The 20,197-nt window shown below is 74.9% G+C and carries 13 protein-coding genes and 1 pseudogene; 6 read left to right on the top strand and 8 right to left on the bottom strand.

Features of this window, described 5'->3' with window-relative positions:
* Window positions 1-31: 31 nt before the first annotated feature.
* On the bottom strand, window positions 32-1,504 hold the full coding sequence (locus FHU37_RS23405; protein WP_179816663.1) for an NCS2 family permease: 1,473 nt from the start codon (window positions 1,502-1,504) through the stop codon (window positions 32-34).
* A gap of 244 nt (window positions 1,505-1,748) precedes the next feature.
* Between FHU37_RS23405 and FHU37_RS23400 the strand changes: the two genes are divergently transcribed.
* The gene (locus FHU37_RS23400; protein WP_312892815.1) at window positions 1,749-2,210 is read left to right on the top strand and encodes a DUF2530 domain-containing protein; all 462 of its coding nucleotides are present in this window, start codon (window positions 1,749-1,751) and stop codon (window positions 2,208-2,210) included.
* A 162-nt stretch (window positions 2,211-2,372) separates the two neighbouring features.
* Here the strand turns inward: FHU37_RS23400 and FHU37_RS23395 are convergent, their stop codons facing one another.
* The 3 genes and pseudogenes from FHU37_RS23395 to FHU37_RS23385 all read right to left on the bottom strand — a co-directional run.
* Complete coding sequence (locus FHU37_RS23395) at window positions 2,373-3,125, bottom strand: S1 family peptidase (RefSeq protein WP_376774073.1); 753 nt, start codon at window positions 3,123-3,125, stop codon at window positions 2,373-2,375.
* 629 nt (window positions 3,126-3,754) lie between these two features.
* Window positions 3,755-7,312 (bottom strand): sacsin N-terminal ATP-binding-like domain-containing protein, encoded by a 3,558-nt coding sequence (locus FHU37_RS23390; protein WP_179816661.1) that lies wholly within the window; start codon window positions 7,310-7,312, stop codon window positions 3,755-3,757.
* Window positions 7,313-8,361: 1,049 nt separating this feature from the next.
* Window positions 8,362-9,264, bottom strand: a pseudogene (locus FHU37_RS23385) (DUF3027 domain-containing protein); the annotation flags it as partial.
* 617 nt (window positions 9,265-9,881) lie between these two features.
* On the opposite strand from FHU37_RS23385, the gene FHU37_RS23380 reads away from it, so the two are divergent.
* Window positions 9,882-10,340 carry a DUF2771 domain-containing protein gene (locus FHU37_RS23380; RefSeq protein ID WP_179816659.1) on the top strand — a complete coding sequence of 153 codons (459 nt, stop codon included), beginning with the start codon at window positions 9,882-9,884 and terminating at the stop codon, window positions 10,338-10,340.
* Window positions 10,341-10,516: 176 nt separating this feature from the next.
* Here FHU37_RS23380 and FHU37_RS29155 read toward each other — a convergent pair whose 3' ends face one another.
* Window positions 10,517-10,900, bottom strand: a complete 384-nt coding sequence (locus FHU37_RS29155) for a cold-shock protein (protein WP_179816658.1) — start codon at window positions 10,898-10,900, stop codon at window positions 10,517-10,519.
* 265 nt (window positions 10,901-11,165) lie between these two features.
* Between FHU37_RS29155 and FHU37_RS23370 the strand changes: the two genes are divergently transcribed.
* The 3 genes from FHU37_RS23370 to FHU37_RS23360 all read left to right on the top strand — a co-directional run bounded on the left by FHU37_RS23370 (window position 11,166) and on the right by FHU37_RS23360 (window position 13,524).
* The gene (locus tag FHU37_RS23370; RefSeq protein ID WP_376774050.1) at window positions 11,166-11,438 is read left to right on the top strand and encodes a hypothetical protein; all 273 of its coding nucleotides are present in this window, start codon (window positions 11,166-11,168) and stop codon (window positions 11,436-11,438) included.
* A gap of 437 nt (window positions 11,439-11,875) precedes the next feature.
* Entirely contained in the window at window positions 11,876-13,231 is a 1,356-nt protein-coding gene (locus FHU37_RS23365) for a S8 family serine peptidase (RefSeq protein WP_246451248.1), read from the top strand.
* A 68-nt stretch (window positions 13,232-13,299) separates the two neighbouring features.
* Entirely contained in the window at window positions 13,300-13,524 is a 225-nt protein-coding gene (locus FHU37_RS23360) for a hypothetical protein (RefSeq protein WP_179816657.1), read from the top strand.
* A 126-nt stretch (window positions 13,525-13,650) separates the two neighbouring features.
* Here the strand turns inward: FHU37_RS23360 and FHU37_RS23355 are convergent, their stop codons facing one another.
* The 3 genes from FHU37_RS23355 to FHU37_RS23345 form a co-directional block, all read right to left on the bottom strand.
* A complete protein-coding gene (locus tag FHU37_RS23355) occupies window positions 13,651-17,199 on the bottom strand; it encodes an NACHT domain-containing protein (protein WP_179816656.1) in 3,549 nt (1,182 codons plus the stop codon).
* A gap of 783 nt (window positions 17,200-17,982) precedes the next feature.
* A complete protein-coding gene (locus FHU37_RS23350) occupies window positions 17,983-18,495 on the bottom strand; it encodes a GNAT family N-acetyltransferase (RefSeq protein WP_246451246.1) in 513 nt (170 codons plus the stop codon).
* A gap of 183 nt (window positions 18,496-18,678) precedes the next feature.
* Window positions 18,679-18,876 (bottom strand): hypothetical protein, encoded by a 198-nt coding sequence (locus tag FHU37_RS23345; protein ID WP_179816655.1) that lies wholly within the window; start codon window positions 18,874-18,876, stop codon window positions 18,679-18,681.
* A 309-nt stretch (window positions 18,877-19,185) separates the two neighbouring features.
* Between FHU37_RS23345 and FHU37_RS23340 the strand changes: the two genes are divergently transcribed.
* A complete protein-coding gene (locus tag FHU37_RS23340) occupies window positions 19,186-20,124 on the top strand; it encodes an SRA domain-containing endonuclease (protein WP_179816654.1) in 939 nt (312 codons plus the stop codon).
* Window positions 20,125-20,197 lie beyond the last annotated feature (73 nt).

Genomic DNA, 20,197 nt, shown 5'->3' with positions numbered 1-20,197 from the left:
GCGTCGCGGCCCGACCGGGCCGGGGGGTGGATCAGACGCCGAGCGCCTGCTGGATCGGGTCGAGCAGGAAGTAGACCAGGAAGAAGGCGCTGACCACCCACATCAGCGGCGGCACGCGGCGGGCCTGGCCGGTGGCGGCCTTGAGGATCACGTAGACCAGGAAGCCCAGCCCGATGCCGTTGGTGATGGAGTAGGTGAACGGCATCATCGCGATGGTCAGGAAGGCCGGGATGGCGATGGTGAAGTCGTCCCACTCGATGCCGCGCACCTGGGTCATCAGCAGGAAGCCCACCGCCACCAGGGCCGGGGTGGCCGCCTGCGAGGGCACCACCAGGGCCAGCGGGGTGAAGACCAGCGCCAGCAGGAACGCGCCACCGGTGACCATGTTGGCCAGGCCGGTGCGGGCGCCCTCCCCGACACCCGCGGTGGACTCCACGAAGGCGCCGTTGGCCGAGCAGGAGGCCCCGCCGCCGAACACCACGCCGAGGCCGTCCACCATCAGGATCCGGCCCATCCGGGGCATCCGGCCCTTGTCGTCCATCAGCTTCGCCTCCTCGCCGACGGCCAGGATCGAGCCCATGGCGTCGAAGAAGCAGGACAGCACCAGGGTGAAGACGAACAGGCAGCCGGTGAGCAGCCCGACCTCCTCGAAGCCGCCGAACAGGCTGACCTCGCCGATCAGGCCGAAGTCCGGGGCGCCGACCACCTGGGTGGGCACGCTGGGCACGGTCAGGCCCCACTCGGCCGGGTCGATGTCGGCGACCGCGTTCACCACGATGGCCAGCACCGTCATCGACAGGATGCTGATCAGGATGGCGCCCTTGGCCTTCCGGGTGAGCAGCACCAGGGTGATCAGCGCGCCCAGGGCGAAGATCAGCACCGGCCAGCCGGTCAGGTGACCGCCCTGCCCCAGGCCCACCGGCACGGTGGTGCCCGCGGCGTCCGGGTTGCGGGAGAGGAAGCCGGAGTCCACCAGGCCGATGAAGGCGATGAACAGGCCGATGCCGATGCTGATCGCCTTGCGCAGGCCGGCCGGGATGGCGTTCATCACCCGCTCGCGCAGGCCGGTGGCGACCAGCAGGATGATCAGCAGGCCGGCCAGCACGACCATGCCCATGGCGTCCGGCCAGGTCATCTGGGGGGCGAGCTGGAGCGCCACCACGGTGTTCACGCCCAGGCCGGTGGCCAGGGCGACCGGGACGTTGCCGATCAGCCCCATCAGCAGGGTGGTGAGGCCGCCGGTCAGCGCGGTGGCGGTGACCAGTTGGGCGTTGTCGAGCTGGTTGCCGTACTTGTCGACGCCGCTGGACAGGATGATCGGGTTCAGCACGATGATGTAGGCCATCGTGAAGAAGGTGGCGAGTCCGCCGCGGAGTTCCCGGGACACCGTGGAGCCCCGCTCGGTGATCTTGAAGAAACGATCAACCGCGTTGCGCGGAGGGCTGGCCGGGGCGGGCGCGGTGGCGGCGGCGGCGCCGGGCACGGTGGTGGTTGGCGAGGGCATTCACGGATTCCTGGTCGGCCGGGAGCCAGGCCCCCGGGAGGCGGTGCGGCCGGGCTGTCGACGCCACCCCCGTCAAGGCGACACGCCGGCTGTTCACAGGGCCGACGCACGCGCGCGGCTCAGCCAGTATGAGCAGATGGCCGGACGCAGATCCATCTCCGCGCGTAGATGTGTGATCTCGACGACTTCCGCCAACCGTTTGTCTCACCCCCGCCCGCGCCGCCGGCCCGGGTAACCTGGGCTGGTGACCAGCAACGGGCGCGGAGCCGAGGAAGCCCCCGACGAGGGGCCGGACCACCACGAGTACCCGGGCTACTCCGACCCGATCGTGCGGTGGTGGACGGGTGGCCCGCCCAGGCCGGTGCCCCCGCCGCTGGAGATCAACACCGTGCCGGTCGTCGCCACCACCACCGTGCTGTGGTTCGTCGCCTTCCTCGTCCTGCTGCCCTTCCGGGAGCGGATGGCCGAGGCCGGCAACGGGGACTGGGTGTGGGTCTGCCTCGCCGCCGCCGGTCTGGGACTGCTCGGCACCTGGTACTGCGTGCGCCGGGATCAGGCCATCCGCCGGGACGCCCAGCGCCGGGACGACCAGCGCCGGGACGACCAGCGCCGCGCCGCCACGGAGCGCACCCCCGGCACCGGCCGGCAGCCGGGCAGCGGTACCGGCACCGCCGGCACCGAGTCCAGCGGCGACCAGGGCGCCTGACCAACCGGACGCCGCCGCGGGCCGGGCGCCGGGCGCCACTCGAACGCGCCGGGGCCCGGCCGGGCAAGCCGGCCGGGCCCCTGTCACGCCGTCCCCGGGGAGCGGCCGGGCACCGCTCCGCTCCCCCGGGTGTTGTTCCACCGCCGGGCGACGCCCGACGGGTCAGCCGCCGAGGCTGGTGGCCGCGGAGCGGATCGCCGAGGCGAAGGTGGACACCTCGGTGTAGACGCCGGGGTAGCCGGCCCGGGCGCAGCCGTAGCCCCAGCTGGTGATGCCGACCTGGATCCAGTTGCCGGCGGCGTCCCGGCGGAACATCGGGCCGCCGGAGTCACCCTGGCAGGTGTCCACGCCGCCGGAGGTGTAGCCGGCGCAGATCTCCTCGGACGGGATCAGGTCCGAGCCGTAGGAGGCCTGGCAGGAGGCGTCGCTGACGAACGGCACGGTGGCCTTGCGCTGGTACCGCTGCTGCGGGCCGCCCTCGTAGGTGGCGCCCCAGCCGGCGATGGTGAAGGTGCCGGAGTTGTACGCCGTGGTGGTGGCGATCGGCAGGGTCGGCAGGGTGGTGATCGGCGAGGAGATCCGGATCAGCGCCCAGTCGTCGCCGCCTCCGGAGTAGCCCGGGGAGCGGTAGACGTAGTTGGAGGTGCGGGTGATCCGCGACGGGCTCTGCAGGTCGACCACACCGGCGGTGACGGTGATGCTGGTGTTGGCGCCGGTGCCGCTGACACAGTGGCCGGCGGTGAGGATCAGCGTCGGGCTGTAGAGCGCGCCGCCGCAGCCCATCGACAGGCGGACCAGCCAGGGGAACTCACCCTGGGCGGACAGCGTGCCGCCGACCACCTGCGTGGTCGGGTCGCCGGGGGCGGCCTGGGCGGCCGGCGCGGCCATGGTGGCGCCGAGCAGCACGGCGGCCATCGTCACGAGAACTTTCCTGAGCAGGGCCAACGGAGATTTCAACGGAAGGTCCTTCCGATCGGTGCCACCGCGAGGCGGCGGGTGAGGGGCGGCGGGCCGGCACGGGCGCGGACATGGCGAAGGCATGCCAAAGGTCCGGAGTCGTTCCGGCGCGCGGGGAACGTCCGCGCCCGGGGATGTGCCGCGGCGCGGACGAGATCGGTGGGAGGGTGCTCCGGTCTGGTCCGGTGAGGGTCAGCGGGGGGCGCGGGGTGCCGCGACCTCGGGTACGACGGACGGGTTCTCCGCGCGTAGATCACCGTTGCGCATTCGTTCCCCCCTGCGGTAGAGGCGTACGGGTGCCGGCCGGGTGGCCGACGCCGCCGTGCGCGTGCTGACCGACCCGGACGCGACCCGAGCCGTGTTCAACTTTGTAGCAGGGGAAGTGCGCGGGCGGAACGGTGCCTGACCGAAGGTGACCGGAAACGACAGGCTTGTTTGGCCGCTCCGCCCCGGGATGGGCGGTTGCGACTCCAAAACGTAACGTTCCTGCGGGAACCGGGGACGACACACCCGTCCCCGGCGTCCCACGCGTCGTCAAGCGGTCCCGGACGGCCGGTCAGCCCTCCGCCGACCGGCCACCGCCGCCCTCAGTCGAAGTCGCGGTCGCCGGCGAGCTGCTCGGCGCGGTCTGGCTCGGCCAGCAGAATGGCCACCTCGAAACGCCGCGGCCACTCCCCCGCCGCCCAGGCGAGGCCGGCCGCCACCCCGTCCAGCGTCGCGGCGTGCAGCCGCTCGCCGTCCCAGCGCCAGTCCACCTCCACCTCGCGCTCCTCGGCGTCACCCGCGCCGGAGGCCGCGTCGGAACCCGTGCCGCCCGGCCGCCCGGAGGTCGCGCCCTCGGCGGGGCCCACCACCCACAGCTCGTCGTGCTCCTCGTAGCTGTCCGGGGCGCCCGGCAGCAGCCGGCGCACCGCCTCGGGCACCTCGTGCGGGACGCCCTCGCTGACCACCCGGCCCGGCACGATCTCGCTCGCCAGGTCCACCTCCAGCAGGCGGTGGGCGAACGGCTCCGCCTGCGCCGGCCGCACCGGCAGCAGCGGCACGCCCGGGAAGAACGGCAGCAGGTCCGGGGCGTCCACCACCACGGCGTCCAGCGGATCCACCAGCTCCAGCCGGTCCCCGACCACCGCCCACAGCCGCTCCGGCGGGTCGGCCGGCAGGTCCTCCGGGTCGGCCGTCGCCGCGTGCCGACCCAGCGCGGTGTACAGGTCGCGGAGCTGGTCGCGGGTCAGCCGCAGCGCCGGGTCGCCCATCCGGTCGAGCAGCTCGGCGACCCCGTCCGGCTCCGCCAGCAGGGCGGCCACGGTGGTGCGCACCCCCAGCGCGCGCAGGAACGCGTCGTCGAGGTCGGTGCGCACCTCCGGGTACAGCCCGCGCAGCAGCGGGTCGCCGTCGGCGGACCGCACCCGGCCCGGCCGCCGGCCGTCCAGCACCGGGTGCTCGCGCAGCCACCACGCCGTGTACGACGGGACGGTGGCGCTGCCGCCGTCGGGCAGCCGCACCCGCACCGGGTCCACCACGGCGGCGCGCAGCGGCGGCCGGGAGAGCAGGCGCAGCGCCCGCGGCCAGGCGTCGTCGTCGATCAGGTCGAGGTCGCGGACGGCGGTCAGTTCGGCGGCGACCGGCGGTATCCCGTCGCCGTCCGGGAGCAGCCGCAGCACGTCCTCGCTCCACTCCTCGATGCCGTCGGGCACGACGCCGTCGATGTCCGGGGCGGCGGGGTCGAGCACGGCCGGCGAGAAGGCGTCCGGGTCGTCCGGGTCGAGCAGCACCTCCGAGGCGCGCAGCAGCCGGAACCGGTCGACGACGCCGGTGGCGGCCAGCACCTCGGCGGGCCAGCGCCGCGCGTACTCCTCGTCGAGCAGCCCGATCGAGCCCGGGCGCACCAGATCGGCCAGTTCGCTGCCGGGCAGCAGCAGTTCCCCGGCCGGCGTCGGCTCGCCCTCCTCGTCGGGCAGCGCCAGCGCGGCCAGGTGCGGGAGGTCACCGGGCTGCAGGTCGGCGTCGCGGACCAGGCGGAGCACCAGGTCGGCCAGGGAGACGGCGGCCGGGGCGGCCCCCGCTTCGCCCCCTTCGCCGTCGGCGTCCGGGTAGTCCCACTGGTCGTCGTAGTCGTCCACCGAGCGGGCCACGGCCGCGCGCAGCTCCGGCCCCTGGAGCACCGCGCGCGGCGTGGCCGGCACGGCACCGAGCTTCTCCAGCAGCGGGTGCGCCGCGGCCGGGTGCGCGACCCGCAGCCCGAGCCGGGCCAGGGCGGCGGCCTCGGCGGCCGCGTCCGCGGCGTCGCCGCCGGTGGCGAAGGGGTCGGCGGGGCCGACCGGCAGCAGCACCCGGCGCGGGCCGAAGGCGGTGCGGCCGTCGGCCAGCGGCACCGGCAGGGCGCCGAGCGCCTCCGGGTCGACGCCGGTGAGCGCCGAGTACAGCCGGTGCCACCAGGCCGGGGGGCGGCGCAGTCCGGCCAGCCCGTCCACCACCTCGGCGGGGCCGGTGCGCCGCACGCCCAGCGTGCGCAGCGCCTCGGCGTGCGTCAGGCCGGCCGGCAGCAACCCGGGCAGCACGCCGGCCAGCACGCCCACCAGTCGGGCGTCGGCGCCCTCCAGCACCACGGCCTCCGCCGGGCGCAGCGCGTCGGGGACGTCCGCGCCGCCGGCCGGCCGGTCGAAGCCCTCCACCGGGTCGGCCGCGTCGGTGGCCGTGGCGCCGTCGCCACCGGCGTCGTACCGGGCCCGCTCCGGGTGGTCGACCGGCTCCGGGTGTTCGGTGGGCCGGGCCGGAGGCAGGAAGGGAACGGCGGGCAGCAGCCGCAGCACCGCGCCGCGCAGCCGCATCTCCAGCTCGCCGCGGCCGAACGGCGTCGGCACCAGGGCGAGGGAGTCGGCGCGCGGGCCGCGGGCCCGGATCAGGTCGGCGTAGGCCGCCGCGGCCCGTTCGACCATCAGGTCGGTGAGCGGCCCGGGGGCGATGTGCCGGCGGGTGGGGTCGAGCGGGAAGTCGGCCACCAGCAGGGCGGGGACGTCCAGCGGCTCGTCGCTGGGGGTGGGGGCGTGCACCACGCGGGCGGTGCGCGGAGGGAGCGGCGCCCCGTCGGCGTCCACCGGGACCGCCCAGGTCAGGGACCAGCGGCGGCGCAGCCGGTCCTCCACGGGCAGGTGGGCGGCCAGCTCGGCGGGGATGTCGCCGGAGGCGCGCAGGATCTGCCAGCGCTGCTCCACGCCGCCGCCGGCCGTCGTGGTGGCGCCGGCGTCCCGTCCGGGAGCGGGTTCCCGGGCGGTGTCCTCGATGGTGACGGTGTGCAGGGCGGGCGCCTCCGCCTCGCCGTCCGCGCCGAGGACGGCGGGCCGCCCGGTGGTCCAGCCGGTGCGGCGCAGCACGCGGCTGTCCCCGTCGACCTCCACGACGATCTCGGCGAGCTGCGGCAGCGCGAGCAGCAGCGCGTCGTCGATCTCGGCGAGCAGCCGGCGGACCAGGTCCTCGGCGGCGCCGTCCCGCAGCGGCAGCACGACGACGGTGTCGTAGCCGGACGGGGGCATGCCCTCGGCGGGCAGCGGCAGCCGCAGCACGGGCACGGCGCCGTCGCGGCGCCGGATCTCGTCGGCGAGGTCGGGGTTGGCCTCGGCGGCGGCCTCGGCGAGTCCGGTGGCCTCGGCCCGCGACCAGCGCACGCCGCCGGTGCGGCTGAGCACGGCCGGCTCGTCGCTCACCGCGAGGACGGCGGCGAAGCCGACGCCGAAGCGCCCCGCGGGCTGCTGGTCGTCGAACGGGCCGGGGCCGGCGGGGGCGGGCGCGGATCCGGGGCGCTTGGCGGAGGCACGCAGGGTGGAGAGCGATTCGACGCCCGCGGCGTCCAGGGCGCTGCCGGTGTTGGCGGCGGCGAGGCAGCCGTCCCGGAGGGTGAGCCGGAGCCGTCCGTCCATCGCGCCGGGGTGGCGCCGGGCGGCGGCGTCGGCGGCGTTCTGCGCCAGTTCGACCACGACCCGGTCCCGGTAGCCGCCGAGGACGAGGTCCTCCTCGGCGTTGGCGTCCTCGCGGAAGCGGGCGGCGGAGGCGGTCCAGGCGTCCAGGACCCGGCGGCGCAGCTCGCCGGTGCCGAGCGGGTCGGTGGCACCGACCGGGCCGGGCGCGCCGACGTTGAGTTCCTTGCCCATCCTGGCTCCTCTTGGCGTCTGCCGGGTGCTGTGCCGGGCCGGTGTGGTGCCGGCGGAAGGCATTGTGTCCGATGCGGGCGAACGCCGTCCGACGACCTTGCCGGGCGCCTTCCCACCAGGCCGTGGGCCATCCGTGGAGGAGCGGGGCGAGGGGCGCGAACAGGGCGGGGAGGGTGGGGCGGGTGGCTCCCTCGCGCGCCTCATGGTGTGTACATGACTATCGCTTGCCCACACCGCCCCCATGGGGGAAAGCGGGCCCCCGGGTTCAGGATCCCAGGGGGCGGACACACAGCGCAGCCCCCTCGAACGATCTGTGGATAACTTCAGGCGTGCCCATGACAGAGATCGGGCGCTTGCACCGCAGACACGGGGGGGTGCAAGTGCGTGCACCGCAGACACGGGGGGTGCAAGTGCGTGCATCGCAGACACCGGGGGTGCAAGTGCGTGCATGGCGAAAACCGAGCCGCCCGAGGCCCGCAACACGCATGGTCGCCCTGCCCGTGACAGGGCCCGCGGAACCTGCCGCCCCTGGGGGGAGGCGCGGCGGGCCGCGGCAGATCGTCGAGGGGTTCGTGCCGCCCCCTGGGGGGCGCGGGGCCGGGAACCGGGCGGTGGCCGATTCGGGCCGGTCGGCAGCGGCGAACCGGAAGCGGATGTGGCCGCCGGGGACGCGGCGGCTCGATTCCTCCGGCCCCTCGGCGACCACCTGCCGCGCTCCGGCGGTCAGCGGCAGCGCCCCACATGGTCGCGCCCCACGTGATCGCGCCGCGCCATCGAACACCGTGTGGCGCCATCGCGCGGGCGACGGCGCCACACGGGCGAGCGGGCTAACGGGTGAGTCAACGTGGACGCGCCGGGCCTGGGGCGGGTCAGGCGTGGCCGAGGGCCGCCGCGGCCATGTCGTCCTCCGGGGCGGCTCCGGCGCGCTCGGCCGCGGCGCCGCCCTCCCGCACCGCCTCGTGCTCCCCGGCCTCCGCCTGCGCACCTTCCGGCTCCGCGCCCTCCGGCTGCGCGGCCCCGGCCCCGGCCGGCTCCTCCGCCGGCCGCTCCGGACGCAGGTCGAACGGGTCGGTGCGGGTCTCGTCCAGGACCGGCGTCGCCGGGTGCGGCGGCGCCGGCATCACGGCCGCCTCGGAGTGCGCGCCGCAGCCGTAGGTCAGGGCCACCACCCGGCCGTCCGCCGGCGAGTAGGCGTTCGCGCACACGCCGAACGCCTGCCGCAGCGGCCCGCTCAGCGGCATCAGGAAGCCGCAGGTGGCGCACTGGTCCGGGGCGGCCTGCGCCATCGGGGTGTCCGGGCCGAACTCCTCGCCCCAGCGGTCCGCCGCCTCCAGCAGGCCGTGCCGGGAGAGCACCCGGGCCCGGGTGAGCCCCAACTCGCGCGCCACGGAGGCGATCGCGCCACGGTCGGTGGCCGCCCGGGCGGCCTCACCGTCCGCCGACTCGGCACGCTCCCGCGCCGCCCGCGCCTCGTGGATCGCCTCGGTGACCTCCTCGACGGCCTCGGCCGACGGGGACTCGTCCAGCGCCGCCACCTCGGGCTCGTCCACCAGCGCCTCGTCGCCGGCGAAGTCCGTCCCGGCCCATCCGGGCTCCAGGCGCGGGTCGTCCTCGCCGGTGGGCAGCAGGTCGCCGGGGCCGAGGTCGCCGGGGCGCAGCCGGTCGCTCCAGGGCAGCCACTCGGGCGCCAGAACGGCGTCGCTGTCCGGCAGCAGCACGGACTCGTCGACGGTCACCCGGCGGCTGCGGGAGGCCCGGGCCACCGTCACGGCCCAGCGCCAGCCCCGGTAGGCGGGCATCAGGCAGCCGAAGGAGTGGGTGACGACGCGGTCCCCGTCGGCCTCGGCGCCCAGGTGCTCGCCGACGGCGTCCTCGCCGGCGAGTTCCACGGCTGCGCTACGCGCCAGGTCGACCGCCTCGGAACAGAGGCGGTCAGGCATACGGCTTCGCATCGCAGCGCTCACTGCAACCATCGCTCCTTCGGTCCGCCGCCGCGCGGCGTACACATCAGCCCGGACGAGGGGCTGCGGCGGTGCGCAGCTCCCCTTCAATGCTCCTTCGAGCGGCTTCCGGACGTCGGGCCCGGCACCCGGGCGCGGCTGCGTGGTCGCGAGTTCTCGCGCGCAGGCGCACCGGGGGGCCCGAGATCGGCGGTCCGCTCCCGCCCTCCTCCCCTAGGGTCGGAAGAGGGGGCGGCGGGGCCGCGCGGCCACTCGGAAGCCACTTCCCGAATCGATTCTCTCTCAATCGCGGGCCGCCGTGTGCCCGTGCCCCGCCGACCGGTCCGAGGGAACGCGTCGCGATCGCCCCGAGATCGCCGTCCGGGACCGCCCGATGACGTTCCGGTGATGCCCCGGTGCCGTCGCACGGGGCAGGGGTCGTCGTCGGCGGGGCGTGGGCGACGTCCGCAGAGGTAGGCGACGGCGGAGGCAGGCGACGGCGGCGCGCGGCCGGGAAGGCGTCGCCGGTCGTTCGCGGACGGCCGGTCGGGGGTCTGGCCAGGATCTGCCACGCCGTGCGCCGCACCCTCGCGGGATAGCCGGAGAGCCGGGAGGGTAGCCTGCGGCGCATGAGCATTCGCCGTCGGGTCGCCGCGATCGGCGCCACCATCGTCGGACTCGCCGCGCTGTCCGCGTGCGAGCAGCCGACCCCCCTCGCCACCGCCGTCAACGGCAGCACCTCCGTGCACACGGAGGCCGGCTGCTACGCCGGCGGCGAGGCGCTGCCCGAGGAGCAGATCCAGGCCTGCTTCACGGAGGACCCGGAGACCTCCGCCGTGATGGACGTGGAGGTGGGTGACCGGCTGCGCGTGGGCGTGGAGCCGGAGATCGCCGAGGACGGATGGTTCCTCGCCCTCGACGGCCAGCAGCTGACCGACCCGACGGAGAAGACCTTCGTCACGGTGGGCCAGATGAACCAGCAGCTGTTCGCCAACAACCCGGAAGAGGTCAAGCTGCAGATCGTCCAGGGCACCAGCTCTGAGGTGATCGGCGTCTGGACGTTCAAGCTGAGGCTGGCGCAGGGCTGACGCCGGCCGAGCGCCGACCCGAGAAGCGAGGGCGGGTGGCGGGCGGAGCGGACGGAGCGGACCGAGGTCCGCCGCCCGCTCCTCCCGCCACCCGCCGTGTTCGGCGCGCCCTCGCCCTCACCCAGCGCGCGCCGCCGCCCGTCGCGGCGCGGGCCGGCCCGTGGCGCCGGACGCGGTCAGACGTCGAGCTGGTCGGCCACGGCGCGCAGCACGCCGGCGATCTTGGCGCCGGCCTGCCGGTCCGGGTAGCGGCCGCGCTGCAGCGAGCGCGCCACGTTCTCCAGGAGCGTGGTCAGGTCCTGGACTATCGGCAGCAGCTCGTCCGGGCTGCGGCGCTGCGCGGCCGCGACCGAGGGCGGCGCCTCCAGCAGCACCAACGACAGCGCCTGCTCCCCGCGCTGCCCGGCCACGACGCCGAACTCCACCCGCTGCCCCGGCTTGAGCGTCTGGACGCCCTCGGGGAGGACGGAGGAGTGCACGAAGACGTCGCCGCCGTCGTCGCGGGAGAGGAAGCCGAAACCCTTCTCGCTGCTGAACCACTTGACCTTGCCGGTGGGCACGGTAGACCTCGTCCTTGTTCGTTGGGGTGGGAACGTCTGGGTGGTGCTGGCACTGCTGTCACTGCCGCCGCCGGGACCGCGAAGGCCCGCCGCCGCGGGATACGGTGATCGGGCCCCGCGGCCAGACTAGCCCGCGCGGGCTGAGCGGACTCGGAGTTCTTTCCCCCAGGATCGTCACGGAAAGCATCCGGATGGCTTCACCTTCTCGGTGCCGCCCCGGGGAGGGGCCGAGTGGGCCCCGCCCAGGGCCCTCTACATTGGGAACATGAGCACAGGCCCCATGAGTTCCGCCCCCGCCGCCCCCGCCCCGGCGCGGGCGCGGGAGGACCGCCGACCGGGTGACTGGCTGGTGCGCGCCGGCGCCGTCTGCTTCCTGGTCGGAGCCGTGGCGACGCTCGCCACCGTCACCCCGCTCTTCCTCGGGGCCGACCCGCTGCCCACGGCCGCCTACCTGACCAGCATGCTGATGCCGGTCGGTTTCGCCCTCGGCCTGGCCGGCCTGGTGCGCTCCGCACGCCGCCGGCCGCCGCGGGGCTAGCCACACCCCACGGCCGTCCGGGGCGTCCCGGGTGTGGGGGCGCCGGCCGCGTCCGGCTGGTCCGCGCGGTTCGCCCGCTTCGCACGGCTCCCCCGCCTCACCGCGTTCACCCAGGTCACCCGGTTTCACCCGATTCACCCGAATGGCGTAACCGGGGTGGCGGCCGGGCCGTCCGCCGGTGTGACGCCCGCTCCTCCAGTTGCGACACCTCACGGCCGGCGTGACGGTGGAGAGGCGCTGGTCCCGGTGGAGACCGGCGACGCCGGGACGCCGCACCCGTGGGGCGGTCCCCGCCACCCCGGAGGGCGCCGTACCCGTATGCCCGGAAGGGCGCGGTACCGCGTGCCCGGAAGGGTGCGGTACCGGCCTGCCCGGAGGACGTCCGCCGGCCAGCGCGTGTCCGCACACGCAACGGGGGCACGTGAACCGGAGAAACCATGAACCAGCATTCAGCAGGCGGCTCCGCGCGCCGCGAGCGGCTGTCGATGGCCGACGCGGGGGTCCGCAAGCGCGCCGAGGAGTACACCGACCGCTTCCTGGTGCTCCTGGATCCGCAGGCCACCGACGAGGGCATGGCCGCCCTGCGCTCCCGGGCCGGCATCGCCCGCGCGCAGCGGGTGGGCGGCGCCGAGGCGAAGGAGGCCCCCGAGGCCCTCCAGCGGGGCGACGCCGTGGTGTTCGACAAGCTCGGCGTCGGTGTCGTGACGGCGGCCCCGGACCAGCGCCAGGCGCTGCGGACGACCGCCCGGGACGAGCCGGCCATCCTCGCCGCGGAGCGGGAACGCGTCGTGTACGCCTCGCAGGTCACCACCCTGCCGGCGGGCGCGACGGTCGACTACCTGAAGGGCTACCAGGAGGGCGTCGAGGAACTCGTCAACCACGCGCTGCGGCGCTTCGAGGAGAGCACGGTGGGGGCCGCCCGCGCGGCGGCCGTGGAGGAGGCGCAGGCGACCTGGGGGCTGCAGGCCACCCGGGTGACCGAATCGGCGTTCTCCGGCAAGGGCGTGAAGGTCGCCGTGCTGGACACCGGCGTCGACGTCACCCACCCCGACCTGGCCGACCACATCGGCAAGGCGATCTCCTTCGTTCCCGGGGAGAGCGTCAAGGACGTCCAGGGACACGGCACGCACTGCATCGGCACCGCCTGCGGCCCCAGGGAGCCGCACACGCTGCCGCGCTACGGCGTCGCCCACGAGGCGGAGATCTGCGCCTACAAGGTGCTGGACGACAGCGGCAGCGGCACCGACTCGCAGATCCTCGGCGGCATCGAGGCCGCGATCGGGCACGACTGCCGGGTGATCTCCATGTCGCTCGGCGCCCCGACCTTCGTCGGGCAGCGGTTCTCCCAGGTGTTCGAGAACGTCGCGCTGCGGGCCCTCGAGGCCGGCACGGTGATCGTCGCCGCGGCGGGCAACGAGAGCGAGCGGCCCGACTCGATCCAGCCGGTGGCCCACCCCGCCAACTGCCCGTCGATCCTCGCCGTCGGGGCGCTCGACCAGAACCAGGCCGTGGCGTTCTTCTCCGACGCCGGGCTGAACCCCGACGGCGGCCAGGTCGACATCGCCGCCCCCGGCGTCGACGTGCTCTCCGCGGCGCCCCAGCCGCTCATGCACCAGCGGATGTCCGGCACCAGCATGGCCACGCCCCACGTCGCCGGCATCCTCGCCCTGATCGCCGAGGCGCACCCGCAGGCCACCTCCGCCGCCGAGCTGAAGACGCTGCTGCTCACCAAGGCCCGGCGGCTGCCGCTGGCCTCCGTGGACGTCGGCGTCGGCCTCACCCAGGCCCCGTGAGCGCGGATCCGCGGACGGACACGGCGACGGACACGGCGACGGACTCGGGATACGGCGACGGACACGGCATGAACACCACACCCAGCACACGGGTCGTCCTCTCGGTGGACCCGGCGCGGTTCGCCGAGGTGGTGGCCGCCCTGCGGGGGGCCGGCCTGGCCGTCGAGGCCGAGTTCCCCACCATCGGCTCGGTCACCGGGACGGTCGCGCAGGACCGGCTGGCCGCGCTCCGCGCCGTCGACGGCGTGCAGGCCGTCGAACCCGAGCGCACCTACCGTCCGCTCCAGGAGTGAGGCGCCGGCCGCTCCGGGCGTGGGGCCGGGAGTAGGGCGCCGGCACCGCCGGTCACCGGGCGCGGCGGGGGACGGCCGTCCCCACGAGGGCCGCCACCCGGCGGGGACGGCCGCCTCCCCGCCCCCCTAACGGGGGCGCGGCCCGTCCTGCGCCCGCTGCGCCATCCGCTCCCAGAACGCGCGCAGGTCCGCCGTGTCCGCCCGGGCCAGCCACCTCCCCCGACGGCGGAACGGCGACCGGGACAGCAGCGCGGACTGCGACCGGCAGAACACCCCGCTGAGTTCCGCGCGCAGCCCCTCCGTCCCCCGGGGCGGATACGGGCACAGCTCGAAGGCGCAGTCGTCCCGGCAGTTCGACCCCGCGTGCGAGACCGCCGTGCGCACCACCGTCCGGCCGGGATCCAGGGTGTCGCGGTCCCGGGTCAGGCACGGCGGCAGGTCCGGCCGGTCGGTGTGCTTCAAGCACCGCAGCCGCTCCTTCGGCCGGTCCCCGCGCTCCGCGAGGTTGAGCAGCAGCAGCACGTCCGCCAGCAGCTGCTGCGCCTGCGGGTGGAGCGCGCTCCACCCGCAGGACGGCGGGATCCACAGGTTGTGCTTGCGCGCCTCCCCGCGCGGCGCGGTCTGCGAGCCGACCTGCGCCGCGACGCCGCTCTCGTCGATCCACAGGAACCGCTCCGGCCGCCGGGTCCGCAGCGCCCACACCGCGAGCTCGGCCGCCGCCTCCACGAACGGGTGCTCCGGCACTCCCTCCGGCCGCGCCAGCCACTGTCGCACCTGCTCCGCCGGGTCCGAGCCGTGCCCGCGCTCCGGCGGCTCCTCCTGCACCTCGTCCGGCAGCGCCCACAGCGTCAGCGCGTGCAGCAGGGTGAGCCGGGAGAACCAGAAGGTGGTGCGCCGCATCATGTCCCACGCCCGCTCGGCCAGGTACTCGCGCGCCTGCGGACGGGCGTGCGGATGCCGGTGCCGGCGGTTGGCGGCGTACTTGAACCCCTGCGCAAGGGCGGCCTCCAGGGACAGGTCGAGCCGGGCGTCCGGGTCCGTCTCCTGCTCGCCCACCCGCCGCACCCAGCTCTCCAGGTACTCGTACGGGGTGTCCTGGTGGCGGGTGGTGCTGACCGAGCCCACGAGCAGGGGGACCAGCCACGCGCACATCGTGTTGTCGCGCAGCATCCGCTCCTCCGCCTCCCGCTCCGCCCGGTCGCGCAGCGTCTCCCGCCACGCCCGGTCGGCCCGCCGCGCCCGATCGTCGCGGAGCCGCGCCACCGGGGCGACCGCCCCGGGCCGCGCACCGCCGCCGGCCCCCACGGCCCGCCCCGCGGCCCCGGCCGTCCCCGCGGCCCCGCCCGTCCCGCCGATCTCCTCCGCCGCTCCGCTCCTCCGGGCCTCACCGCCCTCCTCCGTCGCCTCGCCGCCATCCCCGGCGTCCCCGGCGGCCTCGGCGGCCTCGGCGCCTTCCCCGGTGGCCTCGGCGCCGTCCGGCTGCTGGCCCTCCCAGACCTTCTCCCGCCAGTCCGGCTCCCGCTCCATCGGCCGGTCGTGCACCAGCGCCGGCCCGCGCAGCCGCGGGCGCAGCGCCGCGAAGGCGGCGTCACCGCCGGCACCGATCTCCTGCGCGATCGCCGTCCGGATGGCGTAGGAGGGCTCCAGGCAGCCGATCTCGAACAGCGCCAGGTAGGCCGGCTTAACGCTGCCCGCACGGTCGACCACGCGCATCGCCTCGCCGAACCGCGCCACCAGCCGCGCCTTGCCGGCGTACAGGGTGTGCGGGTCCCCGGCCCGCAGGTCCGGCCAGTACGCGCACAGCTCCATGGCGATCGCGTGCTGCCGGGGATGGGCGTCCACGCTGTCGATCTCCAGCGCGGCCGTGTACAGCTCCAGGACCTTGGTGGGCGAGCCGCGGCCGAGCGGCAGCGCGTCCGCCTCGGCCGCGCAGGCGGCGGGCCCCGGCGTCCGCCGCCCCGCGGAGTCCGCAGGGGGCTCCCGGGTCTGGCGGGCGGCCTCCAGCAGCAGGTCACGGGAGGCCGCCACCGGACACCACACCTCCTCCGCGCCCGCGCCCGGAACGCCCCCCGCCTCCCCGTGGGTGCAGGCCCCCTCGGGGGTGCGGGAGTGCAGGACCATGGCGATGAGCAGCTCCCGCCCCGGCTCCTCCAGCGCCCCCGGGAAGAACGTCCGCTCCACCGCGGCCCACCCCTGCCCGCCCACGCCCTCGGCCGCCCCGACGCCCGGCCGGATGACGGCGTTCATGAACCGGGCGCCCAGATGCGCCTGCATGACGCTGTGCTGGAAGCGCACGCGGTCCCCGTGCACCTCGACCAGCCCGACCCGCATGCCCCACGTCGCTGCCAACCGGATGTCCATCCGGCTGCCCCGGATCCTGCGCGCCAGCTCCCGGCAGACCTCCGGGAACGGCGGCTCGGGCGCCCGCTGCTCGCCCACGACGTCCGCGAACCGCACCTCCGAGGAGTCCGCGCCCAACCCGACGCAGGCCAGCGCGGACAGGTAGTCGACCGCCACCTGGCGCTCCCGCTGGCTCAGCGACAGCTCCGGATGGAAGCGTCCGCTGATCAACGCGCTGATCCAGCTGTCCAGGAGGTGGAACCGCAGCGCCGCCCGGTCCCCGCCGCGGGTCTCCACCGCCTCCCCCTCGGAGCCGGTCACGGCGTGCTCCAGCAGCCCTTCCTGATGGAGTTCGCGGGCGATCTGCAGATACGTGGGCGCCTCGGCGATGCTGGCCGTCTCCACGATCCAGTCCAGCCGCTGCCGGTCCGACCGGCGGCCGGTGCGCCCGATGTAGCTGAGCGCGGCCTCCTCGCTCAGCGGCTCCAGCACGGTGAGGGACGCCTCCATGGCCCGCAGCGGCTCGTGCGGCCGGGACGCGATGATCAGCGGCAGCCGCTCCTCGTTCGCCCGGCGGATGGCCAGCCGGATGACGGTGTCCCGCTCCTCCGCGAGGTCCTCGCCGAGCAGCGCCTCCTCCAGGCCGTCCGCCAGGACGACGATCCGGTCCTGCTGGCGCAGCCGCCGCCACACCTTCTCTCCCTCGGCGCTGGAACGCAGCTCGCCCTGCACCTCGCGGCAGAAGCGTTCGAACGCGAGCTGGCCGAAGTCGAGGCGGCGGTCGGCGTCCCGCAGCCGGAGCGGCACCGGGATGGCGTGCCGCCGGGCGAGCCGTTCCGTCAGCAACACCATCAGGGCGGTCTTGCCCGCCCCGACCCCGCCCACCACCACGTGCGCGCGGCGGAAGCGGCGGACCCGCAGGTCCTCCATGAGCACCGAGCACAGCTGGTCGCGGCCGACCACGTCCCCGAAGATGCCACCGGCGGTCTCCACCAGCTCCCGCGGCTGCCGGTACGCCTTCCGCCGGTAGGCGCCGCGCACCCGGGTGAAGCGGAACAGCAGGTAGGCGACGGTGGCCAGGGCGAGGGTGAGCGACGGCATCACGATCGAGGACAGCAGCGCGCAGGACAGCCCGTGCGCCTCGCAGCGGTCCTCCGCCTCGACAAACAGCCGCCCGACCCCCGTCCGCGGCGGCCCGCCCAGCACCGTGACCGCGGCCAGCACCGCCAGCGCGAGGAGGAACAGCGCGCCGAGGGCGGTGAGCAGCGACGCGGGAACGTCCAGCCCCGTGCGGCGGACCCGCCACACGCGGGCGTGGTCGCTCCCGGACTCCACCAAGTGACGGGCCCGCACACGCCGCAGGAGACGGTGCCACCACCGTCGCACGCCGACCACCTCCTGACCTCGCGCGGCGCGGGGACGGCGCCGCACGGAGGCGACCGCCTCGCCGGCCCGCTCCCTTTCCTCAGGCTAGGCCGCGCCCGCCATGCCGCCGCCTCACCTAGGCCACTTGGCGGTGTGGTGGGGGTGGGGGTGGGGGGTGGGGGGGTGTGCTGGTTTGGGGGGCCGGCCGCGCTGCGGGCGGGGAGCCGGGGCCGAGGGGGGCTGAGGGCAAGGGCTGAGGGGCAAGGGCGGGCGCCGGCCCGCTCCGCCGGCCACCCGGGGGGAGCAGCAACAGAGTGTCATGCACCCACTCCGAGTTATCCACAGGCGGTCCATGGGGGCTGCACCCAGCCCATTCCCACATGGGATCCTGAAGAAGGGGCCCTCGATCCCCCAATGGGGGGAAGGGGAGAAAGGTTCCAGCACCCGCAGCCGGGCAAGGCGGGACAGAAAGAGCCTTCCGCTGCCAGGCAAGCAAGCCCAGACGGGAAGAACCCCTCACCAGGCAAGCCCCGGGCGAGAAGAACCCCTCACCAGGCAAGCCCTGGCAGGAGGAAGCCCTCACCAAGGGGCGAGCCGCCACAGAGTGTCATGCACCCGCTCTGAGTTATCCACAAGCCACCTTTGGGGACTGCACCCAGCCCATTCCCACATGGGATCCTGAAGAAGGGGCCCTCGATCCCCCAATGGGGGATGAGGAGGAGGAAGGTTTCGGCGGGCATCAACCCCCCACCCTCACCCCGGCAGAACGGCGCGCATCACCACCCGGGCGCCGAAGCGGTCGAGCCCCAGTTCCCCCTCATGGCGGCGGAGCTCCCGAAGCCCGGGGGTCAGCTCCTCCTCCGGCACCGGCTCGAAGCCGTGCCGGGCGTAGAAGGGCGCGTTCCAGGGGACGTCCCGGTAGGTGATCAGCGTGATCGCCCGGTGCCCCTCGCCCGCCGCCGTGGCACAGGCCGCGCGCAGCAGAGCACTCCCCACCCCACGCCGGTGATGGTCCGCGTGGACGGAGAGCTGCTCCAGGTGGGCCACCCCGTCCACCTCCTCCAGGCGGGCGAACCCGATCGGCGGCCGGCCCGCCACCAGCACGTGCCGGGCCGCGCGCAGCTCGTCGACGCCCCCCGGAGGCGGCAGCGGCCCGATGCCGAGCGCGGCGAACGGCGCGTCGGCGGCCTCCTCCACCGCCGGCAGGAGCAGCAGGTCCTCAGGGATCGCCGCACGGATCGCGGGAGGCGGCATCGGCATCGTCATGGGCGCACGCTAACGAGACACACCCGGTCCACGCCGCCCCATTTCACGCCCTGGCACCACCCGCCCCTCCCCCCGGGGGCGGGGTGGCCCCTGCCCAACGGGGAAGGGGCCACTCCCTGCGGCGGAGGTGGACCGGCACCGATGCGGGCGACTGCGCCGACGGTCCAGCGCACTCCCTGCTGCCTACCGTTCCTTGTCATTGCCCTTCTGCTGCATGGCCACGGCGGTGACCACTGAGGTTGCCGCCGTCAGGGCCGGGCCGACTGCCGGGACCGCCAAGGCCACCCCGAGGGTGATGACGCCAGCAGTGAGCAGCATCAGGGTCTTGTTGCTCGGACGGGGCGGTTGGTCACCCGACCGGTTGGGCCGTAGGTTCGTCATCGACGCCTCCTGGTGGAATTCCGAGGTGTTGTGGGCGGCCCCCGCGGCAACGGGTGGCCGCCTGCTTCATGCAGGGGCCATGACCGCACGTACTCGACCGATCTGCGCACCAGCCAGCCCCGCCCCCGGACGGGCGGGTTTCCTACACGGGTACAGCGGCGCGGCCTCCACCACCCACGCCTTCTCATGTCCGATTTGGACGGCTGATTTCGGCATCCGATTCGCATATGCGCTGGCGACGCAGGATCGGAAGCGTACACTACGATGAGCGGTAGTAGCCACGGCTAGCGAGCGAGCAAGGAGACGGGCATGGCGGAGGTGGACGTCGCTGCACCCTCGGTTGTCGAGTGGTCTCTCAAGCCGGGCGACGAGATCGAGCGCAAGCAGCTGCATGCCATGTACGGCGGAAGGACGCAGGGCGGTATCGGCCCATCGGCCAAGACACCGAACGTCATGATCTTCACCGACCCGATCGCGGGCGAGAAGCACGGCTACTACGACGGGTGGATGCCGGACGGCTTCTTCCACTACAGCGGAGAGGGTCAGTACGGCGACCAGAGGATGCTGTCCGGCAACGCCAGCATCCTCAACCACAAGGCGGAGGGACGCGCCCTGCGTCTCTTTCAGGGAGCCCGCGGCACCGTCACCTACCTCGGCGAATTCACTGCCGAGGGCTGGTACGAAGCGGACGCCCCGGAAACCGGCGACGGGCCGCTACGCAAGGTCATCGTCTTCCGCCTGAGGCCCCTGGACGCACCCGTCCAGGAGCCGCGCACGAAGCTGGGCCGGCTACTGCGCGGCCAACGCGAGACGGTCACGCAGATCGACATCGAGCGCCAGGAGACCGAGAAGTCGTTCGTCGAGCCGAACCGCGAGCCGTATGAAGCGGAGCGGCGCGAGGCGAAGCTCCTGCGCCAGTTCAGTGACTACCTGCGCTCCAAGGGCCACGAGGTCACCCGCCACCAGATCCTTCCTCCCGGCGAGACCCGCCCCCTACTGACCGACCTCTACGTGGCCGACCTGCACCTGCTCGTCGAAGCAAAGGGGAGCGTTACGCGGGAGAACATGCGCATGGCGATCGGACAGCTCGCGGACTACAACCGCTTCGTGGCAGCTGAGCGCCTGGCCATCCTGCTGCCGAGCGAACCCCGCAAGGACCTCCTGGCCCTCGCCCAAACCCAACAGTGTGCGGTCATCTGGCCACGACGCAAGGGGTACGCCTGCTCCGAATCGGAGCTCGTGCTGTAAGGCGTTGAACTTCTTCCAGCGGCGCAGGTCGTAGGCTGGCAGCACCCGCGCCGGGTGGCGGCCTGGCGGGGCG

The organism is Allostreptomyces psammosilenae (assembly GCF_013407765.1).
GTDB classification, from domain to species: domain Bacteria; phylum Actinomycetota; class Actinomycetes; order Streptomycetales; family Streptomycetaceae; genus Allostreptomyces; species Allostreptomyces psammosilenae.
This window is presented reverse-complemented; position numbering and strand designations above follow the sequence as displayed.

What these genes read in the sequence shown, in the direction of transcription:
- FHU37_RS23370 (WP_376774050.1), top strand. Translation starts at nt 11,166, where the DNA reads ATGAGCACAGGCCCCATGAGTTCCGCCCCCGCCGCCCCCGCCCCGGCG.
- FHU37_RS23360 (WP_179816657.1), top strand. Translation starts at nt 13,300, where the DNA reads ATGAACACCACACCCAGCACACGGGTCGTCCTCTCGGTGGACCCGGCG.
- FHU37_RS23405 (WP_179816663.1), bottom strand. Translation starts at nt 1,504, where the DNA reads ATGCCCTCGCCAACCACCACCGTGCCCGGCGCCGCCGCCGCCACCGCG.
- FHU37_RS23390 (WP_179816661.1), bottom strand. Translation starts at nt 7,312, where the DNA reads ATGGGCAAGGAACTCAACGTCGGCGCGCCCGGCCCGGTCGGTGCCACC.
- FHU37_RS23340 (WP_179816654.1), top strand. Translation starts at nt 19,186, where the DNA reads ATGGCGGAGGTGGACGTCGCTGCACCCTCGGTTGTCGAGTGGTCTCTC.
- FHU37_RS23345 (WP_179816655.1), bottom strand. Translation starts at nt 18,876, where the DNA reads ATGACGAACCTACGGCCCAACCGGTCGGGTGACCAACCGCCCCGTCCG.
- FHU37_RS23350 (WP_246451246.1), bottom strand. Translation starts at nt 18,495, where the DNA reads ATGACGATGCCGATGCCGCCTCCCGCGATCCGTGCGGCGATCCCTGAG.
- FHU37_RS23365 (WP_246451248.1), top strand. Translation starts at nt 11,876, where the DNA reads ATGAACCAGCATTCAGCAGGCGGCTCCGCGCGCCGCGAGCGGCTGTCG.
- FHU37_RS23380 (WP_179816659.1), top strand. Translation starts at nt 9,882, where the DNA reads ATGAGCATTCGCCGTCGGGTCGCCGCGATCGGCGCCACCATCGTCGGA.
- FHU37_RS23395 (WP_376774073.1), bottom strand. Translation starts at nt 3,125, where the DNA reads ATGGCCGCCGTGCTGCTCGGCGCCACCATGGCCGCGCCGGCCGCCCAG.